Source organism: Listeria ivanovii subsp. londoniensis (assembly GCF_000763495.1).
Lineage (GTDB): Bacteria > Bacillota > Bacilli > Lactobacillales > Listeriaceae > Listeria > Listeria londoniensis.
On the sequence record NZ_CP009576.1, the window covers coordinates 138,997 to 151,978 of the forward strand.

Genomic DNA, 12,982 nt, shown 5'->3' on the forward strand with positions numbered 1-12,982 from the left:
AGTGAAGGGCATAATAAAGGGCATTTAGTTATCGCTACTATCTCCCTATTAATAGCGATAATAAGTTTAGTCTATACACTAAATAGCTAGCAAGAAACGAGATAACTGTAAAGAGAGGAGGTTAGTAATTGAATGCGAAAGATATTGCTGTCTCCGCAGATGGCAAACTGACCCTAGCGGTCGGAAAAAGCCGAAAAGAAAAAGCGTGGAAGAACAAAGAGACCTCATGGCAAAAAGTACTAGAAAAAATAAGTCAAACAACCAGAACGAGCGAAACTATCGATGAGTATTTGCAGATGTCGAAAGCAGAGCAATCTAGCATAAAAGATATTGGTGGGTTTGTAGGTGGTACACTGCTAAAAGGACGACGTAAAGCTGAGAATGTGAAGTGGCGGCAATTAATCACACTAGATGCTGATTTTGCAGCACCCGGTCTTTGGGAAGAAATAGAGCTATTCTATAACTTTGCATGTGCTGTATACTCTACACACAAACACACAGCTGAAAAGCCACGATTGCGGGTAGTTATCCCGCTAGCAAGAGCAGTTACACCAGATGAGTATCAAGCGGTTAGTAGAAGGATTGCAGCCGATTTGGATATCGACGTATTTGACGATACGACTTATCAGCCTCACCGTTTAATGTACTGGCCGAGCACCGCAAAGAATGGCACATTTGAGTTTCACTATCAAGATGGGGACTGGTTAGACCCAGATAGAGTGCTGGCCCGCTACGATGACTGGGCGGACCCCTCGTTCTGGCCAGAGTCGTCTAGACGTGAAAATGCCCGTAAAAAATTAGCTGATAGACAAGGAAATCCACTAGAGAAACACGGTATTGTAGGAGCTTTCTGTAAAACTTATATGATACAGGATGCCATCGAGACCTTTTTGGCGGACAAGTACGAGCCGACAAATGACGGGCGATACACCTATACGGACGGAAGCACAGCGGGTGGACTGGTGTTATATGAGGATGGGCTATTTGCTTATAGCCATCATGGCACCGACCCTATCTCAGAGAAGTTAGTGAATGCATTTGATTTAGTACGCATTCACAAATTTGGCGCACAGGACGATGACGCACAGGAAGGAACTCCAGTCAATCGCTTGCCTTCTTTCTTGGCTATGGCGGACTTTGCTAGAAATGATGATAACGTTAAAGAACATCTAGTTGAGTCGTCGCTCACAAGTGCCTTGGAAGATTTTGCGGACATGTTAGATGAAGCGGATGAGGAAATCGAAGAAGTAGATAAAAGCTGGATGAAGAAGCTAACACTGAACCGAAACGGAAAAATAGAGTCTACCGCACCGAACATCTTAAGAATTCTAGAAAATGACCCACATTTGAGAGGGAAATTTGGCTATAACGAATTTAATTACCGCATGTCTATTCTTGGCAATGTGCCTTGGAGGAAGACTGCTAAAAAGGTAGAGGAGAAGAATGATTTAGATGATAGTGCTTTGCGAAATTATCTAGAGTCTGTATATCAAATTAGTGGCAAGGAAAAAATTAAAGATGCGTTAAGAGAGGTCATGCACCGTCAACGGTTTCACCCTGTGCGAAATTATTTAAACGAACTAGAATGGGACAAGAAAAAGCGACTTGATACATTATTGATTGATTATCTAGGTGCGACTGATTCGGAGTATACAAGAGTTGTGACACGCAAGACGTTTGTAGCCGCGGTGGCTAGGGTGCAGGTTCCTGGTATCAAATTTGACCAGGTTCTCACATTAACAGGTATGCAAGGGATTGGAAAAAGTACATTACTAGATAAGCTTGGAAAAGAATGGTATTCGGATAGCCTAGAAGATTTACATGGAAAATCGGCATATGAGTTGTTGCAAGGCTACTGGATAATGGAGCTGGGTGAATTGTCTGCTTTGAATAAAACAGAAGTAGAGAAAGCAAAAGCATTTATATCAGCAAGAGAAGACCGCTTTCGTGTCGCCTATGGTGAGAATGTACAGGGCTTTCCACGACAGTGCATTTTCATAGCGACTACAAATGATAACACGTTTTTGCGGGACGGAACCGGAAATCGGCGTTTCTGGCCTGTGGAAGTTCAGGGGTTTGGTAAGAAATCGGTGTTTAAGGATTTGCAAGAAGACGAAGTAAACCAGATTTGGGCAGAAGCATTTGTCCGATTTAAAGAAGGGGAGTCGCTTTATTTACAAGGCGAACTAGAAAAACAAGCGAAGATACAACAAGCTAAATTTACGGAATCAAATGCATTAGAAGGCCTCATCCGTGAATATCTTGAGACACCAGTTCCAGCGGATTGGAGTGAATGGAACGCATCAGCTAGAAGAGCCTTTTTAAAGGGCGAAGACTTCGAGGAAGTGGAGCAAGATGGCTTAGGGTTGAGGGACAAGACGTGCGCAATGGAGATATGGTGCGAAGTGCTGGATGGCGAAGCAAAACAACTGACAAAGCAGAAAGCACGTGAGATAAATGACGCACTAAGAAATATTGAAGGCTGGGAGTATAACCAAGAGGCGCTACGTTTTGGAAAAATTTATGGAAAACAACGAGCTTTTACTAGAAAAGCTTTACCAAGATAAAGAAGTTTGTGAAAAAAGGGTGTCCACAAGAGGCGTCCACAAACGCGCCAAGTGTCCACATAATAGGACTTTCTACCCGTCCACATGTTTTTTCTTTGTGGACACCCTTTGTGGACGGGTAGGAGCATACAGCCCGTAGAGTTCAGGCCTTAGTGTCCACAAAGGAACAATATTTATATATATAAGAGTAGTTTAGGTGTATTATGTGGGCGCGAGGCGCCTGTACACGCCTATACACGTATATAGTATAAAACGAACGTTTTTTTGTGGACACCTACATTTTGAAATGTGAAATTTAAAAGAGGTGGTAAAATGCTAGAATCCAAAATCGAGACATATCTGAGGGAGCAGGTGCAGAAACGCGGTGGGCTTTGTTGGAAATTTACAAGTCCGGGAACGCGAGGAGTACCAGACAGGATAGTGATGCTTAACAAGAAAGTCGCTTTTGTGGAATTGAAGGCACCGGGAAAAGAGCTCAAAAAACTACAAAGAAAGAGAAAGAAACAAATTGAAGCGGAGGGGCATTGGCACTGCAAGGTAGATACAAAAGAACAAGTTAATGGTTTAATGGACCTCTTTGAGATGATTCTATGAGTGGGCCAATACAGTTCAAAGCACATGACTATCAGGATTTTGCAATAGAGAAGATACTGCTTTTCCCTAAGTGTGGCTTATTTCTAGACATGGGCATGGGAAAAACCGTAACAACCTTAACGGCTATCGCTGAACTAATGTATAGCAACTTAGAAGTTAGCAAAGTGCTTGTCATAGCTCCACTTCGAGTAGCAGAAGATACGTGGAGTCGAGAAGCTGAGAAGTGGAGCCACACCACTTTTTTACAAGTTTCCAAAGTTTTAGGGCCTCTTAAGCAAAGAGAGAGTGCCTTAAACCAGAAAGCCGATATCTACGTCATCAATCGTGAGAATTTAGTTTGGTTGGTTGATTACATTGGTAAAAGCTGGGACTTCGATATGGTAGTTGTAGATGAATTCTCTAGTTTTAAAAACAGTAAGTCACAGCGATTCAAGGCATTACGAAAAGTACTTCCAAAGATTAAACGACTTGTAGGACTTACAGGAACGCCAGCACCGAACACACTGTTAGACTTATGGCCCCAGATTTATTTGTTAGACAGAGGCGAACGTCTAGGTAAAACGAAACGAGCATACCTAGAAAGATATTTCACAGCGGGTGCAAGAAACGGGCATGTGATATTTGACTGGAAATTACGCGATGGGGCAGAGGAACTTATCCATCATAAAATTAGTGATATATGCGTGAGTATGAAAGCCGAGGACTGGCTTGATATGCCTAAACGAATAGATAATACTGTTGCCGTTACCCTGCCAAGCAAGGCAAGGGCGCAGTACAAAGAACTAGAAAAGGAACTACTTCTAGAATTTGAGAACTCAGATGTAGTAGCAGACTCGGCCGCAGTGCTTTCTAATAAACTGCTACAGATAGCGAATGGGGCAATATACGACGAAAATCAAGACTATCAAGAGATACACAATAAGAAACTGGAAGCCTTAGCGGACATCATCGAGGAAAGCAATGGCCAGCCTGTTCTTGTTTTCTACAGCTATAAACATGACGAGAAACGGTTACTAAAACACTTAAAGAAGCATAGACCGGAAAAGTTAACAGACTCAAAAAGTATCAAGAAATGGAATGCAGGTAAGACAAGCGTGCTACTTGCGCATCCAGCCAGTGCAGGGCATGGACTGAATCTCCAAGATGGAGGGCATATAGTAGTTTGGTTTGGTCTAACTTGGAGCTTAGAACTCTATCAGCAGGCTAATGCGAGGTTATTCCGGCAGGGACAGAGAGAGTCTGTGATAATACATCACATAGTAGCTAAGAACACATTAGACGAGAAGGTTATCACAGCATTAAGCAGCAAGAAAGTAGGACAAGATGCATTGCTTGAGGCGGTTAAAGCAAGACTTGAGGAAGTGAAGAATGATGAAAGGCGGAGATAATGTGGGTTATGGAATGACTTTGAATGAGTACCAGCAAAAGGCAATGCGAACAAATACAGCACAAGGTAAAGATGATGTGATGAGCTTACTGAACTATGCACTTGGAACGGCAGGCGAGGCTGGTGAGGTAGCAGATATAATCAAAAAGCACGCTTTCCACGGACACAAACTAAGTATAGACGATTTAATATCAGAGTTGGGCGATGTACTGTGGTATGTGTCTCAGCTAGCAATGATGCTTGGGGTAAACCTATCCGATGTAGCGAAGGATAATATAGCTAAACTTGAAGCACGATACCCAGATGGGTTTAGCAAGACCGATAGTATTAACAGAAAGGAGAATGGCTAATGACAAGAAAAGTAATGTGGCGTATTGTGATGCATGCATGCTGGCTTATGTTTGTTTTATTAATGATATTAGCACCATTCCTTGCGTACGTCAGTGGGTTGCTAAATACTGGTGGAGCATTACTGGGATACATTGCGTTAGGATTCATTGTGCATGTTTTTGAGGGAGGGAGTGCTGGATGAGTAAACACGCAATTGGTTTAAGTAAGAAACAGCTAGAGATAGTGACAGCAATGGCAACAAAGACAGCAACAGAAGAGTACAGTAAATTACAAAAGCAACAGAAGAAGAAAGATTACAGCTGGCGATTACGTAATGTTAAGTTGCTGTTAAAGAACTATCGCAACTTAAAGTTATATTGTGATGATGTAGTGAAGGACCTAACTATTCTAGAGCCGTTCCTTAATTTAATGGGTGGTAGAACATTAGATATTAAATCTTTAACGGATACGGAGATTAAGACAGAGCTGATGATGAAGTATGTTGATAGTGTTCTGCAAACATACGAGAAGGCTTGCACTGCTGGGACTGTTGAAGATAGTCGTCGTTATCGAATAGTTAAAGATATGTATTTGAATCCGAAGAAGCTAACAGCTGAGAAAGTAAGTGAGAAATACAACACAGATAGGAGTACAATCTACCGCGAAGTAAACAGAGCATGTGAGACATTGGGTGTGCTTATGTTTGGGGTAGATGGTATTGAGGATATATTCCAACGCTGATAGAGTCATGCGACTTTTTTGCGACCAATGTGCGACACTATTCATGCTAATATGTTAGAGTAAGATAGCTAAATAGATAAGGGTCTAGTGCATTATGCGCTGGGCTCTTATTTATGAGAGGGTGACAGGCTTTGACAACAGCCGAGATAGTACGAATGATATTGCTAGATGATATGACTCGCTTTTATAACTCGAAGGAGTGGAAGAAGGTACGAGCAGATGCAAAGCGTAGAGACAACAACGAGTGTCAACTATGCAAGCAAGAAGGTAAACACAACAGATGTGAAGCTGTTCACCACATCAAAGAAGTGCGAGAATATCCTGAGCTGGCATTAGTACTAAGTAACCTAGTATGTGTCTGTAAAGTTCATCACAACAGAGAACACCCAGAAAAGTTACAGAAACAGAAAAAGAAATTTGAAAATGAAGAGCGCTGGTAAATCTAGAAGAAATATGCACCCCCCGGTCAAACCAAATGACCAAGTTTTTGGGAAACCGAACAACGGGGAAGGGGCATGGGTGTCCAACTTTTTTAAACTCCCATGTGAGAGGATGTGAGAAAAATGGCAGAAAATAAAAGCTGGGAAATTTTAGCAAAATCACAGAGTTACAAACAAAGGCGTGGTAAAATCAGAAACTCACTTTTGAAACATCTAGAAATAAAGGATGCAAAAAGAGAGCCCTTTCTGGACATAGTAGAGCAGTACATGTCATTGTGGGATACCGCATGCCAGCTAGAGCTCGATATATCAGAACGCGGAGTTGTAGTAGTAGGAACGCACGGCATGAAGAAAAATGACTCTGTCCCAGAACAGCAAAAAGTCAATAAGCAAATGCTTAGTATTCTCGCATATCTCGACATGAATCCAGAGGCGGCAGCAGATGTTACAGGCGGGGATATAGATGATACCGTATAAGTACCATCCAGCGATATCGGAATGGATGTATATGGTAGATAGCGGGGAGGTTCCTAGCTCACAAGAAATGAAAGACCTCATGCCTTTTCTCCGAGCTAAACTAGATGCGCCTAATGCTTTTGTGGATAATAAACGAATTGATAACGCTCTTGCAAATGCAGAGCGTTTTTTCGAGTTTAAGCAATACCCCTTTCAAAAGTTCTTACTAACTTTCATCACTTATGTTTTTGTAAGAAATGAACAGGGTGAGCTTGAGCTTATGTTTAACGAATATTTCATATATGCAGGACGCGGCTTTGGTAAAAATACAATTCTGTCTGAGTCTTCGTTTGAGCTGACAACGTCAAATCATAATGTCAAAAACTATAACGTAGACATTGTAGCTACGTCAGAAGAGCAAGCGATGACCTCCTTCAAAGACATTCGAGACATGCTTGAGAACAATAAAGAATTTATGAAAAGCCGATACTCCTGGAGTAAGACTGAAATCCGCAATCGGAAAAATGGTTCAACTATTAAAGCGAGAACCTCAAATCCAAAAACTAAAGATGGCGGACGTCCAGGTGCGGTTGGCTTTGATGAAGCGCACGCTTACGACTCATACAAATCTTTCAATGTTCACACTACAGGGCTGGGTAAAGTTCCGTTCGCTCGTCGTTTTTATCTGACAACCGACGGCTATATCCGAGGTAGCGTTCTGGACGATATAAAAGAGCGGGCAAAAATGGTGCTTCGTGGGGAGTTGCCGAACTCGAAACTATTTCCATTCATGTGTAAGTTGGATGACCCAGAGGAAGTCCACGACCCGCGAAATTGGGAAAAGGCTAATCCGATGCTGCGATATAACAGTGACCTCAGAGCTCAAGTTGAGCAAGAGTACGAGACTGCAAAAGTGACACCCTCGCTTATGGTTGAGTTCATGACAAAGAGAATGAACTGTCCTACTGAGAACCTGGCGACGGCCGTTGCGACTTGGGATAACATACTGGCGACTAATCAAGACTTCCCAGAGCTAATTGGCCAGAACTGTATAGGAGCGGTAGACTACGCACGCGTGCGCGACTTTTGCGCTGTGGGATTGCTCTTTAAAGTCGCAGACAAACGCTACTGGATACATCACACTTTTATCCCCGCCTCGGCGTTAGTCGTTCAGAAGTTTAATTTTGATATTGAGGCTGCGGTAAAACAAGGACTCTGCACAATCGTGCAGGGTGAAACAATAGAGCCAGACATTGTGGCGGACTGGTTTGAAGTGCAAGCCCGTAAGTATCGAATACAGCGGGTCTGCATGGATGACTATAAGTATCAATATATGAAACCTGAACTTTCGTCACGCGGATTTGAGCCATGGATTGTCCGAAACGGGAAAACGACGCACACGAAAGTGCTGCCCCTTGTTGATATGTTATTTGCTAAACATAAACTTGTTTTCGGAAATGACATGATGATGCGCTGGTATACAAATAATACCTATTTGGATATTGATACAAAAGGCAATGTAAGTTTTGAAAAAATAGACCCTGAGAAACGTAAGAACGACGGATTTATGGCGCTGATTCATGCACTAACACAAGATGGTGAGTTAAAAGAAGTGAGACGTATTAGACGTAAACCACGAAGTTACAGTTACTAGGAGGTGATAATTTGGGATTACTAGATGCTTTTCTGAGCCTGGGCACAGGCAGTAAAAAGAATTCATATGAAGCTCGAAAGGAGCGAATGGATTACTTAATTGAAGAGGTTACAGCAAATATATACTTCAAGCAATTAGCTGTTCAAACAAGTGTAAACTTAATCGCGAAAACATTAGCAAGGTGCGAATTTAAAACATTCAAAAATGGTAAAGTCCATAAAGGGGAAACTTACTACAGTCTCAACATAGAACCAAACATAAATCAATCGAAAACAGCCTTTTTAAATGATTTAGTCTCACAGCTCATATATAGCGATGAGGGTGCTCTAGTTGTACAGACGGACGATATGCAGTTACTGGTTGCGGACTCATATCAGCGAAATAAATATGCAGTTAAGTCAAATGACTATCAATTTGTCGAATCTAACAATTATGTTTTCCAGCGTACTTTTTATGAGAAAGACGTACTGTTTTTAGAGCTAAACAACAAGCAAATTCGTGCGACTATTGATGGCCTTTATGACAGCTATGGGAAACTGATATCAGGTTCTATTAAAAACTATAATAGGAAGAATGCGCGAAAGCTTGTGCTTTACATCAGTGCTCTTTTCGACCAGGAGTTTGACAAGTACGAAAATGAAGGTGATGAGGAATCAGAAGCAGATAAACGAATCGACGACCTCATGAATAACCGATTTAAGAACTTTTTTGCCGAAGGAGACTCCGTAGTTACGCTAGAGGAGGGCCTAAAGCTAGATGATTTCAGCAGCTCGGATACAAAGAATCAAGCCAGTAGCCGTGATATTCGTGCCGCGGTGGATGATGTTATTGATCTCGTCGCTATGGCGTTTCATATCCCGCGCGGTCTGCTAAAAGGTGATGTGGCGGACATTGAACAGATGACTAATAACTTTTTGACATTCTGCATTAATCCTATCATCGAACAGATTGAGAACGAGTTAAATAGAAAACTATTTACAAAAGAGGAATATTTAGCAGGTAATTGCGTTAAAATTTCAACGGACCGCATCAAAGCCTTTGATTTGAAGGACATCGCGGGAAGTATGGAAGTTCTAGTACGTATTGGTGCCTTTAGTGTTAACGATGTGCTTGAGTTTATCGGAAAAGAACGAATTGACGAGGCTTGGGCTGATGAGCATATTATTACGAAGAACTACGCAGAGATTGATAAGTACTTGAAAGGAGGTGATGAAGAATGACAAAACGGAAATTTTCTTGTTTCAATTTTAAAAAAGATACAGAATCGAATACCGCCGAGATTGATATCTATGGCGATATAGTGGCAGATGGGTTTCAGTGGTACGAGTCAGACATCACATCATTTGATTTTAAAAAGGACTTGGACGCATTGGGAGATGTTAGCAAGATTTACGTCAACATCAACTCTAATGGCGGATTCGTATACGAGGGGCAAGCTATCTATAATCAGTTAGTGCGTCACCCAGCACAAATCCATGTCCGCATCGATGGCATGGCGGCTTCTATTGCTTCGGTAATTGCGATGGCCGGGGATATCATTGAAATGCCGGCAAATGCGCAGATGATGATACACGAACCCGCAGGCGGCGCTTTCGGAAATAAGTCAGACCTTGAGTCAGCCATCCGCGCGTTAGATGCAAGTAAGCAGTCTATCATCGCCGCCTACAGGATGCATACAACCTTAGAGGTGAGCGAAATCGAGTCCATGATGGCAGAAGAGAAATGGATGTCGGGGCAGGAGGCTTATGAGCTAGGCTTTGCCACACTAGTAACAAATCCGTTACAACAAGTAGCATTAGCGAAAAGCCCTGTTACGAATACATTCAGAAATGTACCAGAGAACCTAGTAAGAGAAGAGCAAACCAAGTCCAAGTCCGAACCAGCCAAGCAATCCCTAGACATAGATGCGTTAACTATGGCGGTCGCAGCTAAGCTGCAAGATAGTAATGTACTTCGTTCACTAGAGCCGTCAAATAAAACAACAAATAAAACAACAAATAAAACAACAAAGGCGAGTCCACTTTTCGATGCTTTTAAAGCATTGTCTGAGTGAGCGCGCTTTTATTTTTGAGGAGGAAGTTAAAATATGAAAAACCCAGACAAAGTAAAAATGGGAAAGGAACAGCTTCAAGCCGTTCTTGACAAAGCAATGACATCAGAAGACCCTAAAGTCCAAGCAGCAGCTATCTCAGAGTGGTCAGAAGGGTTCCAGGCGCAGTTAGTGGCGGAAGCAGAAAAAGCAGCACGTGCGGGACTTACAGACGACCAGGTGATGGCGCAACGAGGGTTCACTGTGCTAAATACACAAGAGCGAGATTTCTATAACACCATTATCGAAAATAAAGGATTAGATAATCTGGATGTGGTAATCCCAGTTACTGTATATGACCGCATCTTTGAAAACCTGGAGGAGCAACATCCATTGCTAGCGGCAATTGATTTTGTCAATACCACCGGGATTACCCGTTGGTTATATCGTAAAGCCGATGCAGAAGGCGCTTTATGGTCTGATGTAACGGATGCCATTACAAAGGAACTCAGCAATGGATTTGAGAAGATTGAAATCGGTCAGACAAAACTTACTGCGTTTATCCCATTGTATAACTCAACGTTAGACCTCGGCCCGGTTTGGATTGATAAGTTTATTGTGACACTGCTATCAGAAGCACTAGCAATTGGTCTTGAGAAAGCTATCGTAACAGGGACAGGGAAGGATATGCCGATTGGTATGGACCGAGACCTTGATGGAGCGGTGGTTGGAGGAGAGTACCCTGCAAAAGCAGCGAAGACTCTTAACGATTTACTGCCACAAACATTAGGTGAGGAGATTATGGCGCCCCTTACGTTAGATGGTAAAAGAGCGGTTTCGGATATCATTTTCGTGCTTAACCCACTAACATATTGGTCCAAATTCTTCGGAGCGATTACGACAATGACGTCCGCTGCGCAATATGTGCAGACGTTACCTATCAATGCACAAAATATCCAATCACGCTATGTTGCGAAGAATAAGTTAATTGTAGGGGTTCCAACAGACTATTTCATGGGAATTGGTACAACCGGGAAAATCGAGTCTTCTAAAGAATATCGTTTCCTCGAAGACCAAACCGTTTTTGCGGCCCGCCAGCTAGCGAATGGCCGTCCAAAAGATAACACATCCTTCCTTGTATTTGATATTGAGAACTTAAAGCCATTGCTAACCTTGATTAAAGAGTTAGATACACCCAGCTGAGCCCGTACCAGTTCGAAGTACGGGTTACGCAGAAATGACGAACAATGAGCTCAAAGCAATTCTTGATAATCTAGGAATCACATACAATGCAAAAGCGACTAAGGCGGAATTACTATCGCTGATTGAAGGTGCTGATATTGGGTGAATTTGATTTAAAAGAATATGTTAAGCGCGGGTGCGCAATCACCTGGAATGACCCCGCACTCGATGAGCAAATCGAAGAAGCAAAAGAGGACCTGCGAGACATCGCAGGTGGCTCTATTGATTTCAGCAAACCTGGCAGCGCTACGCGTTTACTGAAAAACCGCGTACGATATGAGCGCAACGGTGTGGGTTCGTTATTTGAGTCTGACTATCGCTCAGAATTGCTAAGGTTCCAGCTTAAGCAAGGGCTGAAAGGCGGTGCTGTGAATGGCTACTCAAGCGAGAACTGATGTATTCAACGACGGATTGCTTGCGTATGGAAGCGTAGAAACAAAGCGAATTAAGGGGAAGGCTGTAGGGAAAGTGTTTTCTGAGGCTGGCAGGCTCTACTTCGCCTTTATGGAAGCTCGCTCCTCAGATTATGCTTTAGCCGAGGGCGACAATGTTTCTATTGATTTAAAAGTCAAGACCCCCTACGAGCCCGGTTTTTCAAAACGAAAACCAAGTCAAGTAGTCCTTGAGGGTGAGCAATATGACGTCGTAAGCTTAGACTGGGATGCCGGGAAAACTAAGCTTTTTTGGTATCTACAGAAAGGTGGCGAATAACATGCCTTTTAATCCAGCCGGTATTGATGACAATTTCATATACGACACATTAGCCTCGGGAGAGATACCTGTTTTTAGGGGCTGGCCAACAACGGAGGAGATACAGAATAGTAAATACCATTTTATATCTTTTAGTCGGGAGGGCATAGAAAAGGGCAATAGCCCGGCTTCCTATATTGAGAGGATAGTAGTTTCCTATGTCTCGCCTTCCACTTCTGAAACCGCAGCAGATTTAGAGGATATAATTGACGTGCTTGTGAGGATGGGCCTTAACTTTAGGGATTCTACTGAGGATACATTGCTATACAAGGATACCAAAGAGGAATATACAATACTGCAAATTACTGTAACAAGACCGCGCTTATACTCAAAACAGGAGAGCGATGTAAATGGTAAGGTTTGAGCTTGATGCTAGCGACCTAGAGCGGCTACTGAAAAAAATAGCTGATTCCCCTGGTGACGTTGAGAAAGCAATAAACCAGTCTCTTGAAAAAGAAGGTGCACCGCTTGCGATTGAGGGCATCATAAGACGTATGCCTGTCAGTCAAAGAGGGGCTAAAAAGGTAAGAGAGAAAAGTCATGCAAAATTCTCTAACCCGCTAATCAAAAGGATGGAAAATTTAGGTTTTGAAATAGTGGCGAAAGGTGGAGCCTCAAGCAAAAAAGGCTCTTTTGGGTATTTAGCCTTCCCTGACGAAGGGCGAGGCTCATCTAATCTCATCGCACAACACTTCTTTAATGAGGGGATGACAGATAGAACGCCCCGCATACTAGAAGCATTAAACGAAGCCCTGGACAGGGCAATAGAATTTTGAGGAGGAAATATAAATT

General features: G+C 42.6%; 16 protein-coding genes. All 16 read left to right on the plus strand.

The window, feature by feature from the left end; genetic code table 11:
- The first annotated feature begins 128 nt into the window (after positions 1-128).
- The 16 genes from JL53_RS00720 (at position 129) to JL53_RS00795 (ending at position 12,966) form a co-directional block, all read left to right on the plus strand.
- On the plus strand, positions 129-2,567 hold the full coding sequence (locus tag JL53_RS00720) for a virulence-associated E family protein (protein ID WP_038406418.1): 2,439 nt from the start codon (positions 129-131) through the stop codon (positions 2,565-2,567).
- A gap of 312 nt (positions 2,568-2,879) precedes the next feature.
- Positions 2,880-3,161, plus strand: coding sequence for a PDDEXK family nuclease (locus JL53_RS00725; RefSeq protein ID WP_038406419.1), 282 nt, complete (start codon positions 2,880-2,882; stop codon positions 3,159-3,161).
- Positions 3,158-4,549: an SNF2-related protein gene (locus JL53_RS00730; RefSeq protein ID WP_200881772.1), complete on the plus strand. Its 1,392-nt coding sequence runs from the start codon at positions 3,158-3,160 to the stop codon at positions 4,547-4,549. Before JL53_RS00725 ends, JL53_RS00730 begins: the two co-directional genes overlap by 4 nt.
- Positions 4,550-4,562: 13 nt before the next feature.
- Positions 4,563-4,898, plus strand: coding sequence for a nucleoside triphosphate pyrophosphohydrolase family protein (locus JL53_RS00735; protein WP_038408098.1), 336 nt, complete (start codon positions 4,563-4,565; stop codon positions 4,896-4,898).
- Positions 4,898-5,080 (plus strand): hypothetical protein, encoded by a 183-nt coding sequence (locus JL53_RS00740; RefSeq protein ID WP_038406421.1) that lies wholly within the window; start codon positions 4,898-4,900, stop codon positions 5,078-5,080. Before JL53_RS00735 ends, JL53_RS00740 begins: the two co-directional genes overlap by 1 nt.
- Positions 5,077-5,619 carry a hypothetical protein gene (locus JL53_RS00745; protein ID WP_038406422.1) on the plus strand — a complete coding sequence of 181 codons (543 nt, stop codon included), beginning with the start codon at positions 5,077-5,079 and terminating at the stop codon, positions 5,617-5,619. The genes JL53_RS00740 and JL53_RS00745 overlap by 4 nt, the downstream gene beginning before the upstream one ends.
- 173 nt (positions 5,620-5,792) lie before the next feature.
- Entirely contained in the window at positions 5,793-6,059 is a 267-nt protein-coding gene (locus JL53_RS00750) for an HNH endonuclease (protein WP_200340508.1), read from the plus strand.
- A gap of 123 nt (positions 6,060-6,182) precedes the next feature.
- On the plus strand, positions 6,183-6,536 hold the full coding sequence (locus JL53_RS00755; protein WP_038406423.1) for a P27 family phage terminase small subunit: 354 nt from the start codon (positions 6,183-6,185) through the stop codon (positions 6,534-6,536).
- A gap of 31 nt (positions 6,537-6,567) precedes the next feature.
- Positions 6,568-8,169, plus strand: a complete 1,602-nt coding sequence (locus JL53_RS00760; protein WP_235317698.1) for a terminase TerL endonuclease subunit — start codon at positions 6,568-6,570, stop codon at positions 8,167-8,169.
- Positions 8,170-8,180: 11 nt separating this feature from the next.
- On the plus strand, positions 8,181-9,389 hold the full coding sequence (locus JL53_RS00765; protein WP_038406425.1) for a phage portal protein: 1,209 nt from the start codon (positions 8,181-8,183) through the stop codon (positions 9,387-9,389).
- Entirely contained in the window at positions 9,386-10,222 is an 837-nt protein-coding gene (locus tag JL53_RS00770; protein WP_038406426.1) for a head maturation protease, ClpP-related, read from the plus strand. The genes JL53_RS00765 and JL53_RS00770 overlap by 4 nt, the downstream gene beginning before the upstream one ends.
- Before the next feature lie 33 nt (positions 10,223-10,255).
- Positions 10,256-11,401, plus strand: a complete 1,146-nt coding sequence (locus JL53_RS00775; protein WP_038406427.1) for a phage major capsid protein — start codon at positions 10,256-10,258, stop codon at positions 11,399-11,401.
- Positions 11,402-11,529: 128 nt separating this feature from the next.
- A complete protein-coding gene (locus tag JL53_RS00780; protein ID WP_233498169.1) occupies positions 11,530-11,835 on the plus strand; it encodes a hypothetical protein in 306 nt (101 codons plus the stop codon).
- The gene (locus tag JL53_RS15765; protein WP_038406429.1) at positions 11,813-12,151 is read left to right on the plus strand and encodes a hypothetical protein; all 339 of its coding nucleotides are present in this window, start codon (positions 11,813-11,815) and stop codon (positions 12,149-12,151) included. The genes JL53_RS00780 and JL53_RS15765 overlap by 23 nt, the downstream gene beginning before the upstream one ends.
- A 1-nt stretch (position 12,152) precedes the next feature.
- On the plus strand, positions 12,153-12,554 hold the full coding sequence (locus JL53_RS00790) for a hypothetical protein (RefSeq protein WP_038406430.1): 402 nt from the start codon (positions 12,153-12,155) through the stop codon (positions 12,552-12,554).
- On the plus strand, positions 12,541-12,966 hold the full coding sequence (locus JL53_RS00795) for a hypothetical protein (RefSeq protein WP_038406431.1): 426 nt from the start codon (positions 12,541-12,543) through the stop codon (positions 12,964-12,966). Before JL53_RS00790 ends, JL53_RS00795 begins: the two co-directional genes overlap by 14 nt.
- Positions 12,967-12,982: the final 16 nt, after the last annotated feature.